Source organism: Dactylosporangium aurantiacum, assembly GCF_000716715.1.
Taxonomy (GTDB): Bacteria; Actinomycetota; Actinomycetes; order Mycobacteriales; family Micromonosporaceae; genus Dactylosporangium; species Dactylosporangium aurantiacum.
The window spans coordinates 1-16,964 of sequence record NZ_JNYJ01000040.1 but is presented as its reverse complement, the minus strand read 5'-3'; the positions used below and the strand labels follow the sequence as shown (position 1 = coordinate 16,964).

The 16,964-nt window shown below is 72.9% G+C and carries 16 protein-coding genes; 11 read left to right on the top strand and 5 right to left on the bottom strand.

Annotated features, from left to right (window positions below):
- The first annotated feature begins 43 nt into the window (after positions 1 to 43).
- Positions 44 to 1,288, top strand: a complete 1,245-nt coding sequence (locus tag OP18_RS36600) for an EstA family serine hydrolase (protein WP_033363747.1) — start codon at positions 44 to 46, stop codon at positions 1,286 to 1,288.
- Positions 1,289 to 1,304: 16 nt separating this feature from the next.
- Here the strand turns inward: OP18_RS36600 and OP18_RS36595 are convergent, their stop codons facing one another.
- Both OP18_RS36595 and OP18_RS36590 read right to left on the bottom strand, forming a co-directional pair.
- On the bottom strand, positions 1,305 to 1,559 hold the full coding sequence (locus OP18_RS36595) for an acyl-CoA-binding protein (protein ID WP_033363746.1): 255 nt from the start codon (positions 1,557 to 1,559) through the stop codon (positions 1,305 to 1,307).
- Positions 1,560 to 1,568: 9 nt separating this feature from the next.
- Positions 1,569 to 1,916: an MmcQ/YjbR family DNA-binding protein gene (locus OP18_RS36590; RefSeq protein ID WP_033363793.1), complete on the bottom strand. Its 348-nt coding sequence runs from the start codon at positions 1,914 to 1,916 to the stop codon at positions 1,569 to 1,571.
- A gap of 153 nt (positions 1,917 to 2,069) precedes the next feature.
- On the opposite strand from OP18_RS36590, the gene yicI reads away from it, so the two are divergent.
- Positions 2,070 to 4,418 carry an alpha-xylosidase gene (yicI, locus tag OP18_RS36585; RefSeq protein WP_033363745.1) on the top strand — a complete coding sequence of 783 codons (2,349 nt, stop codon included), beginning with the start codon at positions 2,070 to 2,072 and terminating at the stop codon, positions 4,416 to 4,418.
- Between the two features lie 25 nt (positions 4,419 to 4,443).
- Here yicI and OP18_RS36580 read toward each other — a convergent pair whose 3' ends face one another.
- Positions 4,444 to 5,475: a LacI family DNA-binding transcriptional regulator gene (locus OP18_RS36580; protein WP_033363744.1), complete on the bottom strand. Its 1,032-nt coding sequence runs from the start codon at positions 5,473 to 5,475 to the stop codon at positions 4,444 to 4,446.
- A gap of 171 nt (positions 5,476 to 5,646) precedes the next feature.
- Here OP18_RS36580 and OP18_RS57940 point away from each other — a divergent pair, with 171 nt between their 5' ends.
- Both OP18_RS57940 and OP18_RS36575 read left to right on the top strand, forming a co-directional pair.
- Positions 5,647 to 5,832, top strand: coding sequence for a hypothetical protein (locus tag OP18_RS57940; RefSeq protein ID WP_156090049.1), 186 nt, complete (start codon positions 5,647 to 5,649; stop codon positions 5,830 to 5,832).
- A gap of 442 nt (positions 5,833 to 6,274) precedes the next feature.
- Positions 6,275 to 7,699, top strand: coding sequence for a condensation domain-containing protein (locus OP18_RS36575; RefSeq protein WP_052387870.1), 1,425 nt, complete (start codon positions 6,275 to 6,277; stop codon positions 7,697 to 7,699).
- Between the two features lie 123 nt (positions 7,700 to 7,822).
- Here OP18_RS36575 and OP18_RS36570 read toward each other — a convergent pair whose 3' ends face one another.
- Positions 7,823 to 9,484, bottom strand: coding sequence for a hypothetical protein (locus OP18_RS36570; protein WP_033363743.1), 1,662 nt, complete (start codon positions 9,482 to 9,484; stop codon positions 7,823 to 7,825).
- A 133-nt stretch (positions 9,485 to 9,617) separates the two neighbouring features.
- On the opposite strand from OP18_RS36570, the gene OP18_RS36565 reads away from it, so the two are divergent.
- Positions 9,618 to 11,270 carry a methyl-accepting chemotaxis protein gene (locus OP18_RS36565; protein ID WP_033363742.1) on the top strand — a complete coding sequence of 551 codons (1,653 nt, stop codon included), beginning with the start codon at positions 9,618 to 9,620 and terminating at the stop codon, positions 11,268 to 11,270.
- A gap of 76 nt (positions 11,271 to 11,346) precedes the next feature.
- On the opposite strand, the gene OP18_RS36560 is transcribed toward OP18_RS36565, so the two are convergent.
- Positions 11,347 to 11,880, bottom strand: a complete 534-nt coding sequence (locus OP18_RS36560; protein ID WP_033363741.1) for a GNAT family N-acetyltransferase — start codon at positions 11,878 to 11,880, stop codon at positions 11,347 to 11,349.
- Positions 11,881 to 12,146: 266 nt separating this feature from the next.
- On the opposite strand from OP18_RS36560, the gene OP18_RS36555 reads away from it, so the two are divergent.
- The 6 genes from OP18_RS36555 to OP18_RS36530 form a co-directional block, all read left to right on the top strand.
- On the top strand, positions 12,147 to 12,875 hold the full coding sequence (locus OP18_RS36555) for a hypothetical protein (protein WP_033363740.1): 729 nt from the start codon (positions 12,147 to 12,149) through the stop codon (positions 12,873 to 12,875).
- A gap of 107 nt (positions 12,876 to 12,982) precedes the next feature.
- Positions 12,983 to 13,750: a trypsin-like serine peptidase gene (locus tag OP18_RS53565; RefSeq protein ID WP_052387869.1), complete on the top strand. Its 768-nt coding sequence runs from the start codon at positions 12,983 to 12,985 to the stop codon at positions 13,748 to 13,750.
- 9 nt (positions 13,751 to 13,759) lie between these two features.
- Positions 13,760 to 14,818 carry a hypothetical protein gene (locus OP18_RS36545; protein ID WP_033363739.1) on the top strand — a complete coding sequence of 353 codons (1,059 nt, stop codon included), beginning with the start codon at positions 13,760 to 13,762 and terminating at the stop codon, positions 14,816 to 14,818.
- 40 nt (positions 14,819 to 14,858) lie between these two features.
- On the top strand, positions 14,859 to 15,206 hold the full coding sequence (locus tag OP18_RS57935; protein WP_033363738.1) for a PadR family transcriptional regulator: 348 nt from the start codon (positions 14,859 to 14,861) through the stop codon (positions 15,204 to 15,206).
- Positions 15,207 to 15,451: 245 nt separating this feature from the next.
- Complete coding sequence (locus tag OP18_RS57930) at positions 15,452 to 15,847, top strand: hypothetical protein (RefSeq protein ID WP_162189880.1); 396 nt, start codon at positions 15,452 to 15,454, stop codon at positions 15,845 to 15,847.
- 145 nt (positions 15,848 to 15,992) lie between these two features.
- Positions 15,993 to 16,964: glycoside hydrolase family 16 protein (locus OP18_RS36530; RefSeq protein ID WP_033363790.1), on the top strand; the 972-nt coding region annotated here is incomplete at its 3' end.

Genomic DNA, 16,964 nt, shown 5'->3' with positions numbered 1-16,964 from the left:
TCGTCGGCGCACGCCGCTCCAGGCGCCGCCGCAGGAGGCCGTCATGGTGTTCAAGGTGGACGTCCCGCCCGGCCTCGTCCAGGGCGACGTCGACGAGGGGTACGGGCCGGTCGCCGACGCGTTCCGGCGCAACTTCGCCGAGCGCGGCGAGATCGGGGCGGCGTGCGCGGTCTACCGCGACGGGCGCAAGGTGGTCGACCTGTGGGGCGGCTACCGCGACGGGCGCACCCGCGCGCCGTGGCTGCGCGACACGCTCGTCACCGTGTTCTCCACGACGAAGGGCGTGTCCGGGCTGGCGGTCGCGGTCGCGCACGCCCGCGGATGGATCGACTACGACGCGACCGTCGCCACGTACTGGCCCGAGTTCGCCGGCAACGGCAAGGCCGGCGTCACGGTCCGGCAGCTGCTCGCGCACCAGGCCGGGCTCGCCGCGATCGACCGGCCGCTCACCGTCGCCGACCTCGCCGACCTCGACGTGGTCGCCGACGCCCTCGCCGAGCAGCGCCCGGCGTGGCGGCCCGGCACCCGGCACGGCTACCACGCGATCTCACTCGGCTGGTACGAGGGAGAGCTGCTGCGCCGGGTCGACCCGGCGGGCCGGTCGCTGGGCCGGTTCTTCGCCGAGGAGGTCGCCGCGCCGCTCGGGGCCGAGTTCTACGTCGGCGTGCCCGACACGGTGGACCCGGACCGGATCGCGTACGTCCACGGGTACCGGCCGGCCGAGCTGCTGCTGCACCTGGGCACGATGCCGCGCGGGTTCGTGTTCGGGTTCCTCAACCCGCGCAGCGTGACCGCCCGCTCGTTCGCCAACCCGAAGGTGCTGTCGCAGACCGGCAACTACAACCTGCCGGAGGTGCGCCGCCTGGAGCTGCCCGCCGCGAACGGCACCGGTGAGGTCCGCGCCATCGCCCGCGCCTACGGCGACGCGGCCACCGGCGGCGCCACCCTCGGCCTGGGACAGTCCACATTGGACGCGCTGGTCCGCCCGGCGCAGCCGCCGACCGGCGGGCTGCTGGACGTGGTGCTGCGGGTGCCGACGGTCTTCTCGCTCGGCTACGTGAAGCCCTTCCCGCGGCTGCGCTTCGGCGCCGCCGGCGACCAGGCGTTCGGCACGCCCGGTGCGGGCGGGTCGTTCGGCTTCGCCGACCCGGAGACCGGGATCGGGTTCGCGTACGCGATGAACCGCGCCGGCTTCCACCTGTGGGACGACCCGCGGGAGCTGGCGCTGCGCGAGGCGCTCTACCGCACGGTGCTCGGCGAGCGCACCCAGCGCCCCGACCCGCGCTGATACCCCGGCGGGACGCTCAGCCGCGCAGCTGCTGCACGAGCGCCACGTACTGCCGCTGCGCGTCCTCCTTGCCGGTGCCGGCGAGGGCCGCCCAGGCGTCGAACTTGGCGCGGCCCACCATGTCGAACACGCCGGGGCGCTTGCCCTCGGCGTCGCCGTGGGTGCCCTGCTTGTACAGGGCGTAGAGCCGCAGCAGCACGTCGTTGGCCGGGCGCTGGTCGAGCTGCTTGACGTCGATCTGGGCCTGCTCGAACTCCGCGGTGAGTGACATGAGCGCAGACTAGCCGAAGGGCAGGGGGTGAGCCTCGACGAGGGATTCCGGCGCGGACAGCTGCCACGCCTCGTACAGCAGCTCACCCAGCTCGTCGGCGTCGACGCGTTGCAGGTACACCACGACCCACCCGAAACCGCCGGAGGTGAACTGCACCTCGAACACGTCGGGGCGCTCCGCGACGAGGGCGAGCTGCTCCGACAGCGTCTGCTTCAGCCCGGTGGTGTGGGTGCGGGGCCAGTAGTAGCCGAACCGCCGGCCGCGCACGCTGAAGGACGTGTAGTCGGCGGCGTGTGCCCGCTCGACCTCGGCCAGCCGCTCGACCATCGCCAGGAACTGCGCATCCGGTACCGCCACCGTCGCATTCTCGCGCACCGGTGGAAGTTTCACGGCCCCGCCGGGGCGGGTCGCGCCCGGCCCGGCCCGGCGATTGACACGCCGGTGACGGGTTCGTAGCGTCATCGTCGAAGCGCTTCGACAAGGAGGCGCTTCGACACGATGGGGCCGTGCATGAAGTTCAGCGACGGGTACTGGCAGCTGCGCGACGGGGTGCACGCCCTCTACCCCGTGCACGTCCGCGACGTGGCCGTCGGCGCGAACAGCCTGTCGGTGTACGCGCCGACCCGCCGGGTCATCGGCCGTGGCGACACCCTCAACACGCCCCTGATCACCGTCGAGTGCACCACCCCGGCGCCGGACGTCGTCGCGGTGCGGGTCAGCCGGCACACCGGCGGGCGGGCCCGCGGTCCCCGCTTCCGGATCGACACCGACCCGGCCGCCGACGGCAAGGTGACCCGTGACGAGGAGGCCGTCACGTTCACCGCCGGCGCGCTCAGCGCCCGGTTCGCGCTCGGCGAGCAGTGGCGGCTGGACTTCCTCGCCGAGGGCCGCGTCCTGACCAGCAGCGCGCCGAAGGCCCTGGCCGCGCTGCGCACCGGCGACGGGCACTTCCTGCGCGAGCAGCTGAGCCTCGGCGTCGGCGAGGTGGTGTACGGCCTCGGCGAGCGCTTCGGCCCGCTGGTGAAGAACGGCCAGACCGTCGACATCTGGAACGCCGACGGCGGCACCAGCAGCGAGCAGGCGTACAAGAACGTGCCGTTCTACCTGACCAGCGCCGGCTACGGCGTCTTCGTCGACGACCCCGGCCCGGTCTCCTTCGAGGTCGGCTCCGAGGTGGTGTCCCGGGTCCAGTTCAGCGTCCCCGGTCAGGTCCTGTCCTACCTGGTCGTGTACGGCCCGACGCCGCGCGACGTGCTGCGCAAGTACACGGCGCTGACCGGCCGCCCGGCGCTGCCGCCCGCCTGGTCGTTCGGGCTGTGGCTGTCCACGTCGTTCACCACGGACTACGACGAGGCGACCGTGACGTCCATCGTGGACGGCATGGCGCAGCGGGGGCTGCCGCTGTCGGTGTTCCACTTCGACACGTTCTGGATGCGCGAGTTCCACTGGTGCGACTTCGAGTGGGACCCGGCGACCTTCCCCGACCCGGCCGGCATGCTGGCCCGGCTCAAGGCGAAGGGGCTGCGCATCTGCGTGTGGATCAACCCGTACATCGCGCAGCGCTCCGCGCTGTTCGAGCCGGCGGCGGCCGCCGGCCACCTGGTCCGCCGCGACAACGGCGACGTGTGGCAGTGGGACCAGTGGCAGGCGGGGATGGCGCTGGTCGACTTCACCAGCCCCGACGCGCGCCGCTGGTTCCAGGACCAGCTGCGCGGCCTGCTCGACCTCGGCGTCGACTGCTTCAAGTCCGACTTCGGCGAGCGGATCCCCACCGACGTGGTCTGGGCCGACGGGTCCGACCCGCTGCGGATGCACAACTACTACACGCACCTGTACAACGAGGCCGTCTTCGAGGTGCTGCGGGAGCGCCGCGGCGCCGGCGACGCGGTGCTGTTCGCCCGGTCCGCGACCGCCGGCGGCCAGCAGTTCCCGGTGCACTGGGGCGGCGACTGCTCCTCGACGTTCGAGTCGATGGCCGAGAGCCTGCGCGGCGGGCTGTCCCTGGCGATGTCCGGGTTCGGGTTCTGGAGCCACGACATCGGCGGCTTCGAGGGCACCCCGGACCCGGCGGTGTTCACCCGCTGGATCCCGTTCGGGCTGCTGTCCTCGCACAGCCGCCTGCACGGCAACGAGTCCTACCGGGTGCCGTGGCACTTCGGCGACGAGGCCGTCGACGTGCTGCGCGAGTACACCCGGCTGAAGGCGCGGCTGATGCCGTACCTGTACGGCGCCGCCGTCACCGCGCACCGCGAGGGCCTGCCGGTGCTGCGCCCGCTCGCCCTGGAGTTCCCCGACGACCCGGCCTGCGCCCACCTGGACCGGCAGTACATGCTCGGCGGCAGCATCCTCGTCGCGCCGGTGTTCAGTGCCGACGGCGACGTCACCTTCTACCTGCCCGCGGGGCGGTGGACCGACCTGCGCAGCGGGGAGGTGCTGACCGGGCCCGGCTGGATCCGCCGCCGGTACGGCATCGGTGACCTGCCGGTGCTGGTCCGGCCCGGCTCGGTCGTGCCGTTCGGCGCGCGCGACGACCGCCCCGACTACCCATACGCCGACGGCGTCACCCTGCGGGTCTTCGAGCTGCCCGACGGCGCGGGCACGACCGTGGACATCCCTTCGCCGCAGGGCCGGCTCAGCGACACCGACGGTGCGACCTTCACGGTGCGCCGGGCCGGGACGACCGTCGAGGTGCGCCGGGACCACGGGAGCCCGGCGCCCTGGCGGGTGCAGCTGGCCGGCATCGCGGCGGTGGCGGCCGTCGATGCCGGCCGGCTCACTCCGACCGTCACCGCGGACCCCGCGGGGGTCATCGTCGCCGCGGACGCGGAGACGGGGCAGGTGACCGTACACCTGCCCTGAGCGCCAGACGTTGCTCGGGTGTGTGTCAGCGCCGCCGCGGTCCGGACCGGGTGTTCCGGGCCGCGGCGGCGCTGTCGCGGACCGTCAGCGCCGGCGGCAGCAGCGTCGCCTCCGGCACCGTCCCGCCGTCCAGCTGCGCCATGAGCAGCTCGACGGCGCGCCGGCCGACCTCCTCCGCCGGGATGCTCACCGACGTGAGCCGCGGCTTGCCGCGCTCGGCGAGGTCGTCGGGGCAGATCGCCACCACCGACACGTCCCGCGGTACCCGCCGGCCGAGCGCGGCGAACGCGTCCAGCAGCGGCGGCACCGTCGGCTCGTTGTGCACCACGACCCCGGTCAGGTCCGGGTGCGCCCGCAGCAGCCCCGTCACCGTCTCCAGCACCGCGTCCGGGGTCGGCTCGCACGGCACCGTCGTGCCCCGCAGGCCGCGCCGCCGCAGCGCCTCGTCGAACCCGGCGGCGGTGCGGCTGGCGAAGCCGAGCTCACGTTCGTACACCTCGGGCGGCGAACCGACGAGGGCGACGCAGCGGTGCCCGAGGTCCGCCAGATGCTCCACGCAGGCCGCGCCGGCCGCCGCGAAGTCCAGGTCGATGCAGGTGAGCCCGGTCGCGTCGGCGGGGAACCCGATGAGCACCGACGGGCGGCCGAGGGTCCGCAGCCGCGGCAGCCGCCGGTCGTGCAGCTCGACGTCCATCACGATGAGCGCGTCGGCGAGCGAGCTGGCCGCGACCCGCTCGATGCCCTGCTCGCCCTCGTCCTGGGTGAGCAGCAGCACATCGTGGTCGAACCGCCGCGCCGCCGTCACCACCGACGTCACGAACTGCATCAGCACCGGCACGTACAGGCCCGTGTACAGCGGCATGATGAGCGCGATCACGTTGGACCGGTTGCTGGCCAGGGCGCGGGCGCCGGCGTGCGGGCGGTACCCGAGCACGTCGATCGCGGCGAGCACCCGCTGCCGGGTCAGTTCGGAGATCGTGCGCTTGCCGCTCAGGACATAGGACACGGTGCTCGGGGACACCCCCGCCTGCCGCGCCACGTCACCGATCGTCGCCATCCCACCCCACCCGTCGCCGCGCCGGCCCACCGTGGCCGGTCGCCGCTGCCCAGCCCACCGCCACGACAATAGGCGACCGGGGCGCCGGGCTCCCGCGCCGCGACGCCACCCCGCCGGGCCGGTGCGCGGTGGGTGGGGACCGTCGCGGCCGACCGCGAAACTTTCCCGGTCGTGGTACGGGCCCCGGCGCCACCCAGCGGGCCGGACGTGGCGCACCGCCGGCGTTCATGGTCGCGTTCAACGCCCCGAGGCCGCCTCTACACCGTCCTGACCAGCATGTTCGTCTTCGCGCTGGGCATCCTGGCGGCCGGCCGGCGGCACCAGCGGCGGCTCGGCGTGGCGGTCACCCGCGGCTGACCGTGCCGCGGCCCGGCGACCCCCACCACGGGGCGTGTCCTTTTTCGCCCCGTGGTGCGGAAATTTCCGGACCGGTGTGAATTGACGACGGTAAACGTCAATCATGGATTCTGCTCAATGTAGAATCCATTTCGTCCCCCTTGCTGGGACCCTCTTTCGGGTACCCTGAATGCGGACATTGACCCGCAATTACCGTTGGATCATTCGGCTCGCCCTTTCTCCTGATGCTCGGGAAACGCTAGGCTCCCGAGCATTGCCGGACGCTCCGCGACCGTGTCAACGGATCGACGGGCAGCCATGCGAAAGGGGGCAGACCATGAAGGCCGTGCGCTCGCTCTGAGGCTGACAACTGTCGCCGATACTGCGCCGGCGGCGTTTGTCATAAACGACGCCGGCGCAGGTTTTCAACCATTCACCGGAAGAACTGGAAACCCTCGTGACAATGCGCATCACGGTCCCCTTCGCGGGGGAAGGCAGCGGGGTCGGGGAGCTCACCTGGGGACAGTTCGCCGCGTGGCGCTCGATGCGGGTCGTCCAGGCCACCGAATGGGCCGGCGGCACGATGCCCCTCGACGAGGGCACCACCGTCCGGGACGTGGTCGCCACGCTCGGGTTCATCATGAGCCGGCACCAGTCGCTGCGCACCCGCCTGCTCCCCGGCGACGGCGACGGCGACAGCCCGCCCCGGCAGATCCTGTCCAACTCCGGCACGGTCACGCTCGAGGTGTACGACGACGACGGCGACCCCGAGGCCCTCGCCGCCACGATCCGCGCCGCGTACGAGGCGGCGCCGTGGGACCCGTACACCGACTGGCCGGTGCGGATGGCGGTGGTCGCCGACGCCGGGAACCCCGACCGGGCCCTGTGGTTCGTCGCGCTGTACTGCCACATGGTCATCGACGGGTACGGGTTCGAGGCGCTCATCGCCGACCTCGCCAACCTCGACACCGCGACCGGCCGGCACCTCGCCCCGGTCGCCGGCGTCCAGCCGCTGGAGCTGGCCGCCGCGCAGCAGGGCCCCGCGGCCCGCCGGGCCCACCAGGCGTCGCTGCGGTACTGGGAGAAGCACCTGCGCGCGATCGAACCCCGGCGCTTCCCGGTGCCGCTCACCCCGCAGCCGCCGCGGTGGTGCGAGGCGACCCTCACCTCACCCGCGACGCACCTCGCCCTCGCCGCGGTCGCCGCGCGCACCAAGGTGCACACCGGCACGATCCTGCTCGCCGCGTACGCCGTCATGCTCGGCCGCCTGTCCGGCCAGCCGGTCGGCGCGTTCCGCATCGTGGTGAGCAACCGCTTCCGGCCCGGGTTCGCCGAGTCCGTCAGCAACCTGGCACAGGCCGGGCTCGCCGTCATCGACACCGGCGGGTGCACGTTCGACGAGGCGGTCGCCCGGACGTTCAAGGCCCAGCTCACCGCCGGCATGTACGCCTACTACCACCCCCGCGACCTGTGGTCCCTCGTCGACCGCGTCGGCACCGAACGCGGCGTGGACCTCGACACCGGCTGCTACTTCAACGACCGGCGCCGCTCCGCCGCCCAGGCCCCCGCCGCGGGCGTGCCGTCGGCGGCGCGGATCGCCGACGCCTTCGCCGCCGGCGCGCTGCGCTGGGGGCCGAGCTCCGACGAGTGGGATCCGACCTGCTTCCTGCACGTCGACGCCGCCACCGACGCGGTCGAGCTCACCTGGCGGGTCGACACGGCGGCGGTCTCCCCGACGATGGTGGAGACCTGTCTGCGCGGCATCGAGTCCCTCATCGTGACCGCCGCCCTCGACCCGGCGCCGTCCGGTCCGGCCGCTCCGCGGAAGCCCGCGGCCGGACCGGACGCGGGCACCCCCCTGGCGGAGCCGGCCGTCCCGGCGCGCTGAACCGGCGCCGCGCTCGCGCCGGGGCGCCACTGCGCGGTCGTGGCGGGTCGCGGCCGGCCGGTCACGCGCGCGAGCGATGCGGAAGGTCGGCCGGGCGCGTGCGCCGCGCCGGGGGCGCTCCGGTCAGCGGCGGGCGAGCCAGGCGCGGAGGTTGGCGACCCACAGCGCCACCGCGCCCACGGCGAGCAGCGCCGCCACGGTGACGCGCCAGTGCCGGGCGGCGGCCTCCACGAGGGTCCAGGCGGTGAGCAGCACCACCGCCGCCATGACACACCACCGCAGCAGCCGCAGCAGCCGTCCCCGGGCGACGGCCTCGACCGCGACCAGCACCCCCAGCAGCGCGACGGCCGACCAGAACACGCCGAGCGGCGGGTTGAGCACGATCAGCGCCGCGCCGCCGAGCACGACCGACGCCGAGACCGCCGACCACAGCATCAGGAACCGGCGCCGCGCCGGCCCCGGTGGCGGCGCGAGCCGGCGGGCCGGTGTGGCCGGGGCCGGGGGCGGGTCGCCGTCCTGCAACGCCACCCGCTCCGCCTGCAGCCGCACCAGGTCAGGGTCGGGGCGCGGCGGGGCGGGGCGGCCCGCCGCCTTCGCCGCGGCCCGCAGCCGGCGGGCCCGCTCGCGGTGCTGGTCGATGAGCGCGGTGACCTCGCGCAGCCGGGCGCCGGCGGCGGCGTCCGGGTCGGGGCCCTCGGCGTCCAGGCCCGCCCACGTGACCGGGTACCCCCATGACGCCCGCACGGTGCCGTCCCGCTCGTAGCGGGGGCCGGCAGGGGCGCGTTCGCCGCCGAAGCGGTCCTCGGTGTCCAGGCCCCACAACCCCCGGTAGTCGCGGACCCAGGGGGTGTCGTCGCCGATCAGGACCGGGGTCCACGCGTGCCGCTCGCCGGGGCCGATGCCGGGGCCGTCGCCGCGGTGGTAGTCCAGGAACGGCAGGCCGAACCCGTCCCCGCCGGCCGCCGCGTCCGGGGCGACGAGCCGCCGCGCCGCACGCCACCAGGCACCGGCGGCCTCCAGCCACGGCCAGCTGACCGTGGTGACGTAGTCGCCGCGCCGGTACGCCCCCGCGTGCGACCCGGCGCCGGCGTAGACGACGGGGTGCTCGCCGACGCGTTCCAGTTCCGGGTCGTCCCAGCGGCGGCGCAGCTCGGGGCCGAGCTTGTCGTGGCTGGAGAAGACCACCCAGGCGGGTGGCCCGCCGGGCCGTGCCACGAACACCGTCACCTGCTCCCAGTCGGCCTCGTGGTCGTTGACGCCGCCGAACGTGGAGCGCCAGTCGTTCATGGCGTAGAAGAACCAGTACTGCAGCACGAGGTAGCCGCCGTCGCGGGACACCCGGCCGTAGTAGGGGCGCACGTCCGGCGAGGGCCGCGCGGCGTAGCGGACCTGCGCCGCGGCCCGCGTCCCGCCGGGCACCGACCCGCGCACCAGCAGCGACACGCGCAGCGCCGCGTCGACGAGCCGGGAGGCGAGCCCCACCGCGGCGAGCCGGTCACCGGGGCGGATCGTGGTCGCGCCGATGTCGCGGCGCCAGTCGCGGTACGCCCGCCCACGCAGCGGACGGTCCACGAACCGCAGGTGCAGCGGCTCGCCGCGCAGCCGCCGCCCGTGCTCGGCGAGCGTGCCGGTGTCCAGCTCGCCGGCGGGCACCAGGCACCCCGCGCCGCGCCACAGCGACGCCTGGCGGAGGAACCCGTCCACGGTCGTCGGCAGGAACAGCTCACCGGCCGTGTAGCGGATGACCGGTTCGTACCGGATGAGCAGCCGCACGTCGTCGGACATCACGCCGCTCTACCCGGGCGAACGGGGCACGGGGGCGATTGACCGCATGAACGGGATTTCCTCAACGGTGCCGCCGCCCGGCCGATGCTGCGGACGGTCCCGTTTCTTCCGGCGTCCGTGGCGAGGATGGCACATGAGCACTGGCACGAACACCGTCGAGGTGACGGTCCGGCGCGCCGCTCTGGTCGGCTGGGTGGCCGACCGGTCCGTCGGCACGAAGAACCTGATCGGCGTCGCTCTCATGGCCCTCGTGGCGATCGGCGTCGGCATCCTGTCGATCACGAGCATGGCGCAGCTCAACGACCGGCTCGGCCAGCTCAAGTCCCGGCACCTGGAAAGCGTCGAGCAGCTCGTGGTGATCCGGCAGGGGGTCAGCGAGAACTACCGGGGCCAGTCGCTGTTCTCCTGGGCGGCGTACGACCCGTCGCTGGCCCCGCGGGCGGACAAGGCGATCACCGACGGCGACGCGATGATCGACGAGGCGGTGGCGAGGTACCGGACCCGGCTGGCCGGCTCCACCACCCGCGAGTCGGCGCTCAACGACTTCGCCAAGGCCTGGACCGACTACAGCAACCTCCGCGACGTCGTGGTCTTCCAGAAGACGGCACCGGCGGGGGTGACCGTGCCCACCGACCCGGTCGCCCGCAACACCCTGTGGCAGAACCTCGAGGCGCAGATGAACACCTCCCTCGCGAAGCTGCAGCAGCAGGAGATCGTCGAGTCCGACGCGATGGCGGCCGAGGCCGCCGGCGACTACGCCACCGCGCGCGACTGGACGATCGGCTCGCTGCTCGTCGGGCTGGGCCTGGCGCTGCTGCTGGCCCTCGCCATCGCCCGCCGGATGCACCAGCAGCTGCGCTCCGTCTCCGACACCCTGCGCGGCGTCGCCGACGGCGACCTGACCCTGCGCGCCGACGTGTACGCCCGCGACGAGCTCGGCGCGATGGCCGCCGCGATGAACCGGGCCAACGAGAGCGTCGGGCGCACCGTGCAGACCCTGGCCGCCGCGGCCGGCACCCTCGGCGCGAGCACCGGCCGCCTCACCAGCGTCACGACCCGCATCGCGGACAGCGCCAAGGCCGCCGCGTCCCGGGCGAACGTGGTGGCGGGCGACGCCGGCACCGTCTCGCACAACGTCCAGACGGTCGCCGCCGGCTCCGAGGAGATGGGCGCGTCGATCCGCGAGATCGCGCAGAACGCCAACAACGCCGCCCAGGTCGCCTCCGAGGCCGTCGGCGTGGCGGAGTCGACGAACCGTACCGTGTCGAAGCTCGGCGACTCCTCGGCCGAGATCGGCAACGTGGTCAAGGTGATCACCTCCATCGCCGAGCAGACCAACCTCCTGGCCCTCAACGCCACCATCGAGGCCGCCCGGGCCGGCGCGGCGGGCAAGGGCTTCGCCGTCGTCGCGTCCGAGGTCAAGGACCTCGCGCAGGAGACCGCCCGGGCGACCGAGGACATCTCCCGCCGCGTCGAGGCCATCCAGTCCGACACCGCCAACGCCGTCGGCGCCATCGGCGAGATCAGCCGCATCATCGCGCGGATCAACGACTACCAGCTCACCATCGCCTCGGCCGTGGAGGAGCAGACCGCCACCACGAGCGAGATGAGCCGCAGCGTCAGCGACGCGGCGCACGGGGCGGCGAACATCGCGGGCAACATCGCCGGGGTCGCCGACGCCGCGGACACCACGACGGCGACCCTGAGCGAGGTCGACGCCACGGTCGCGGAGCTGAACGGTCTCGCGTCGGACCTGCAGCGGGCGGTCGGCCGGTTCCGCATCTGACCGGGCCTGATCACCGGCGGCGACGGCGGTGACCGGGGGCGCGGCGGACCCGAAGCGCCCCCGTGCGGCGAAGGGCTCAGAGCCGGTCGAACGGTCCGGCGTACCGGAAACGGCCGGTCTGGCCGTCGTACCGGCTGAGGGTCCGGACCATGAAGTTGTCACCCCAGGCGGGGTCCGGCGCGGCGATCCCGACCGGCTGTGCCGCGACGAACCCGAACCGGCGGTAGTACGCGGGGTCGCCGAGCAGCCCGACCAAAGGCTCGCCGAGCGCGTCGGCCGCGCCGAGCGCCGCGTGCATGAGGGCGGTGCCCACGCCGGCCCGCTGGCGGCGCGGCAGGACACTCAGCGGCCCCAGACCCAGGGCCGGCCGGGCCTCGACATGCGCCCGCGTCGCGAGGACGTGGCCGACGACCCGGTCGTCCTCGATCGCGACCAACGACAGTTGCGGGATCCAGCCGGCATCCTCGCGCAGCCACGACACGAGCGTCGCCTCGCCTGGATCGCCACCCGGCTCCACCGGCGGTGCGCTGTGCGCGACGCCGCGGAACGCGGCCGCCGTCACCGCGCGGATCGCGTCGACATCGCCGGGGCGTTCACGTCGAATCATCATCACCGAACCGTCGGGCCGCCGCTTTCCGCCGTCAACGGATTTTGCGGCCGTGTCGTCACCGCGGGGACCCGGCCTGGACGCGTTTGCCCAGGTGGGGAGCAGTTTCACCAATCCTGCGACGGGCCAAACGCGGACTGGGGAAGAATCAGACGCGCAACGACAGCACTGGTCGCGACCCAGGCGCATCTCGCCGGCAGGCATGCCGCACGCATCCATGAAACCTCATCCGTGGCAGAGCCGTGCCCGGATCGATGACGGGGAACGATGTGGACACCTACAAACTGACCATCGACATGGACCAGGACACCGTCGAAGCGTTGACCGCGGGCAACTACGCCCTCTACGGGCTACGGGCCGTCGCGACCTCCGCACCCGGTGGCGAGCCGACCATCTGGCTCAAGACGGACACCATCGGCAAGCAGACGGTGGTGTCCTGGCGCGAGCAGTACTCGATGTACACCTCGAAGCAGAGCACCTACGGTCAGGGCACGGTCATCACCGCCACCAACAACTACCCCGCCGACCTCGGCTCGGTGCTCACAGTGGACAGTCCCGCCGGCACCGGCGAGGTCCACCAGGGCGGCCAGGCCGGCTGCCTCGAGATCGACAACGGGGTCCAGCAGCGTTTCACCGCCGGCATCTGCACCCTGGACACGAACGGCAACTACCAGCCGTCCGGAGCGTTCACCCTCTACGGCAACAGCACCGACCTGTTCCAGCCGATCCTCAAGGCCGCGTTCTTCTTCGCGACCCGCCCGTACAGCAACGGAACGGTGATCCAGCAGGCCGTCACGCAGGGCATCTTCGTGGACTTCACCAAGGCGCCCGACGGGGTCAGGGAGGTGAGCTACAACATCGACGGCGGTTGGTCCTACGCCGGCAAGCCGTGGGGGCAGCTGATCGCCTCCCGGGAGATGCTCAACAGCCTGCTGATCATCCAGGACCCGGCGCTGGTCGCCTTGAACGCGGAGCGGGAGAAGGCGTTCGCCTCCTGACCCCGCCGGACCCGAGGTGAGGACGTGCCGTGCCGCACGTGTGTGGCGGCACGGCACGTTCCGCCCGCCCGAACGCCCAAGCCGCCCGCCCGAAGGAGTCAGCGCCGATGTCCGTCCAGACCGTGTTTCCCGACGACAACCGGGTCCAGTACGACCCGACCGATGTCGCCCCCGCCTGCTGGGTCGCCTACGTCAGCAGCACCTTCCCCAGCGGCGCGGTGCTGCTGGGCACCGGCACGCTGGTCGCGCCCGACCGGGTCCTGACCTGCGCGCACGCCCTGCACTGCGACGAATACGGCGGGAGGGCCCGCTCGGTCGAGGTGACCCTCGCGCTCAACGGCGGCACCGCGCCGTTCGGTCCGCCCGTGCCCGCCCGCGAGTGGCAGGTGCCCGAGGAGTACCGGCTCGCCGGCTCGCCGTACCCGCCCGGCCAGGTGCTCGACGCCACCCGGTACATCTACGACTTCGGACTGATCACCCTGTCGAAGCCCCTCGACCCGGCCAGGGGCCTGTACCCCGAGATCGTGGCCGCCCCCGATCAGCAGCTGCGCGGGGCGGAGGTGAACATCGCCGGGTATCCCGGGGACAAGACCCCCGGCACCATGTGGAACGGATCCGGCAAGCTGCCCGCCGTGACCGACCCGCACCTGCTCTTCTACCGGATCAGCACGTTTCCCGGGCAGAGCGGCGCGGCCATCCGCATGGCGAGCCCACCGCCGAAGCCCACCTTCAGCGTCGTCGGCATCCATGTCGCCGGCTTCGGCGACGAAGCGAACTTCGCGGTGCGGATCAACACCGAGGTCTACGCGCAGATCATGGCCTGGATGCCGGCCACCGACGGGGCCCGGCTCGCGCCCGCGGGCCTGGCCCGATAGGAGGCGTCCATGCGGATCGATCCAATCTTCTTCAACGCCGGCCGGTGGGGCCTCGACTACACCCCTGAGCAAGGCCAATGGTCGGACAAGCATGTCAAACCGATGATCGAGAAGATCGGTGCCGTCCTGCCGGGCGGGCAGAACCCGCATCCGGTGATGTACATCGACGCGGCGAGCAACGACGCCGCCAACCTCCCGCCCGACATCCGCAGGGCGTGGCTGCACGGCGAGCGGCTGTTCGACAAGCCCGTCGGTTCCCGCAACGCCGACAACCAGCACAACGGGGCGACCCGCGCCGTGCCGTTCTGCGGTGCGCTCGGCGCATGGCTGGCGACGGTGCCGCAGACGAATCCCTTCTTCGCCATCATCGACTCCAACGAGTGTCACCACCTGTCTGTGCCGCTGGCGGCGTGGGCGTTCTCGGCGACCCCGGCGGGCCGGGCGAAGATCGTCGTGAACTTCGACGCCCACAACGACATCAGGTCGAACACGGTCGTCACCGATCCTCTGCGTTGCGACAACTGGGGGATGTACGTCCTGCGCCAGGTCGGCGAGGTGTATCCCGCGCCGGTGGCGGACGTGTACGTGGGCATCGGCAACAAGCAGCTCACCGGGGCCGACACATGGCAGGACAGCTTCGCCTTCCTGGCCGGGCGGCCCAGCACCAAGGTCAAGCTCGGTGCGGGCGACATGGCCGCCCAGCTCGACAAGGTCATCGAGCTGCTGGGCGACGAGGGCAGGAAGACGTGGACGGGGTACGACCTCTACCTCACCGTCGACCGGGACGTCGAGTCGTCCAGCTTCACCGACTACGGCGACGGGAGCTACCCGCCGGACGAGGTGTGGGCCACGGTCAAGGCGTTCATCGAGGCGGCCGCGCGCAGGCGCGTGCGGTGCGCCGGCTTCGACATCTGCGGGCTGCCCACCGTCGCCGGCAGCAGCAGGGTGTCGACCAGCTGGCGGTCCGCCGAGCGCATCGACCGCGCGATCCAGGACATCACGGCGTATCTGGCGCCGATCGTGGACCTGTCGGAGCTGCGCCCGTCCCTGCTGGCGTCCAGCCGGTAGCCGTCCCGTGAGCTGTGCGGCACATGGTTCTGTGCGCCACATGGTAAGCGGGGCGGCCGAGAAGCTCGAGCAGGAGCTGCGGCGTGGGGTGCTCGTGCTCGCGGTGCTGTCGCAGCTGCGGACGCTGCGGTATGGCTACGAGCTGCGCCAGCTGCTGCTCGACCAGGGGCTGCCGATCGAGGAGGGCACCCTGTATCCGCTGCTGCGCCGGCTGGAGGCGCAGGGCGTGCTGCGCAGCCAGTGGCGCGCCGCCGAAGGCCCGCCCCGGCGCTACTACGAGCTCAGCGCCGACGGTGCGGAGCTGTTCGAGGGGCTCACCGCGACCTGGCGGGGGCTCAACACGGCGCTGGACCTCCTGCTGGAAGGGGAGCGGTGCGATGAGCGCTGACGAGCTGATCGACGGGTACGTGGCCGAGGTGGTCGAGCTCCTGCCCCGCCGCGCAGCGGGACCTGGAGCGGGTCACCGGACAGGCGGTCCCGGTCGCCCTCGCCTGGCTGGGGCTGCTGCTGGCCGGCTTCGCCGGCGCGGCGTGGGCGCGGCGGCGCCGGCCGCGGGACGGGTGGCGGCCGCGGCCGGTCCCCACCGACCGGATCAGCCGCGCCGGCCGGGCGGCGGGGGTGGTGTGCTTCGTCGTGGGCACGCTGGTGCTGCTCGACCCGGCCAGGGTGCTCGGCGGGATCGTCGGGGAGCGGGCCGCGCCGCAGGTGCGGGCGTCGTTCGCGTACGACGAAGGCTTCCTGCAGCTGCGCGGGCCGGTCCTGCTGGCGCTGCTGGTCACCGGCATCGGGGTGCAGGCCGCGCTGGTGTGGCACGGGCGGTGGGGCACCAGGCTGCACCACGTCGACACGGTGCACACCCTGCTGACCTGCGCGGGGCTCACCTGGGTGCTCGGGGCGGGGCCGGTCTTCACGGCGGCCGCCACCGACCAGACGGCCAAGGGCTTCACCGGGCTGATCGTGCTCGTCTCGCTGGTCGACCTCGCGGTGCGGGCCCGCAGGCACCACGTCAGGCGAGCCCTGCACCGGTGAATGCATACCGAGAGCAGGCACGACACCACTGAGAGCGCTCTCTTGACGGGGTGGGCCGCGAGTTTGTACGTTCGACCGAAGTCAATCTGTGAAGGTTGCTTACGGTAACCGTACGGACGCCGCCAAGTCCTCGGGAGGGCGCCACATGCAACTTCGTGTCAAGGCTCGCACCCTGCTCATGCTGGGCGCGACACTGATGACGTTCCTCACCGCGGTCGCGGTGCGGGACGCGGGCAACACCGCGGCCGAGGCCGCGATCGGCGGGCTCACCTGGTCCGACGAGTTCGACGGACCGGCCGGCAGCGCCCCCAACGGCAGCAAGTGGAAGTACGACGTCGGCGGGGGCGGCTGGGGCAACAACGAGCAGCAGTACTACACGACCAGCACGAGCAACGCCTCGCTCAACGGCGCCGGGCAGCTCGTGATCACCGCGCGCCGGGAGAACCCGGCCAACTACCAGTGCCACTACGGCACGTGCCAGTACACGTCGGCCCGGCTGCTGACCGCGGACCGGTTCACCCAGGCGTACGGCCGCTTCGAGTCCCGCATGAAGCTGCCCCGCGGGCAGGGCATCTGGCCGGCGTTCTGGATGCTCGGCGCGGACATCGGCAGCAACCCGTGGCCGAACAGCGGCGAGATCGACATCATGGAGAACATCGGCCGCGAGCCCAACCAGGTGCACGGCACGATCCACGGCCCGGGCTACTCCGGTGCCGAGGGCATCGGCGCCGGCTACAGCATCGGCGCGCCGTTCGCCGACGCGTTCCACACGTTCGCGGTCGAGTGGGAGCCCAACGTCCTGCGCTGGTACGTGGACGGCAACCTGTACCAGACCCGCACCCCGGCCGACCTGGGCGGCGACCGCTGGGTCTTCGACCACCCGTTCTTCATGCTGCTGAACCTCGCGGTCGGCGGCTACTGGCCGGGCTACCCCGACGGCACCACCCAGTTCCCGCAGACGCTCACGGTCGACTACGTGCGCGTGTACGGCTACTCCAGCGGCGGTGGCGGCGGGACGGCCGGCCCGATCATCGGCCAGGGCAGCAACCGGTGCATCGACGTGCCCAGCTCCAACGCCGTGGACGGCAACCGGCTGCAGATCTGGGACTGCAACGGC

Excerpts from the sequence above, each read along its gene's own strand:
- OP18_RS36565 (WP_033363742.1), top strand. The coding sequence starts at position 9,618 with ATGAGCACTGGCACGAACACCGTCGAGGTGACGGTCCGGCGCGCCGCT.
- OP18_RS36570 (WP_033363743.1), bottom strand. The coding sequence starts at position 9,484 with ATGTCCGACGACGTGCGGCTGCTCATCCGGTACGAACCGGTCATCCGC.
- OP18_RS36595 (WP_033363746.1), bottom strand. The coding sequence starts at position 1,559 with ATGTCACTCACCGCGGAGTTCGAGCAGGCCCAGATCGACGTCAAGCAG.
- OP18_RS36560 (WP_033363741.1), bottom strand. The coding sequence starts at position 11,880 with ATGATGATTCGACGTGAACGCCCCGGCGATGTCGACGCGATCCGCGCG.
- OP18_RS53565 (WP_052387869.1), top strand. The coding sequence starts at position 12,983 with ATGTCCGTCCAGACCGTGTTTCCCGACGACAACCGGGTCCAGTACGAC.
- OP18_RS57935 (WP_033363738.1), top strand. The coding sequence starts at position 14,859 with ATGGTAAGCGGGGCGGCCGAGAAGCTCGAGCAGGAGCTGCGGCGTGGG.
- OP18_RS36600 (WP_033363747.1), top strand. The coding sequence starts at position 44 with ATGGTGTTCAAGGTGGACGTCCCGCCCGGCCTCGTCCAGGGCGACGTC.
- OP18_RS36545 (WP_033363739.1), top strand. The coding sequence starts at position 13,760 with ATGCGGATCGATCCAATCTTCTTCAACGCCGGCCGGTGGGGCCTCGAC.
- yicI (WP_033363745.1), top strand. The coding sequence starts at position 2,070 with ATGAAGTTCAGCGACGGGTACTGGCAGCTGCGCGACGGGGTGCACGCC.
- OP18_RS36580 (WP_033363744.1), bottom strand. The coding sequence starts at position 5,475 with ATGGCGACGATCGGTGACGTGGCGCGGCAGGCGGGGGTGTCCCCGAGC.
- OP18_RS36575 (WP_052387870.1), top strand. The coding sequence starts at position 6,275 with ATGCGCATCACGGTCCCCTTCGCGGGGGAAGGCAGCGGGGTCGGGGAG.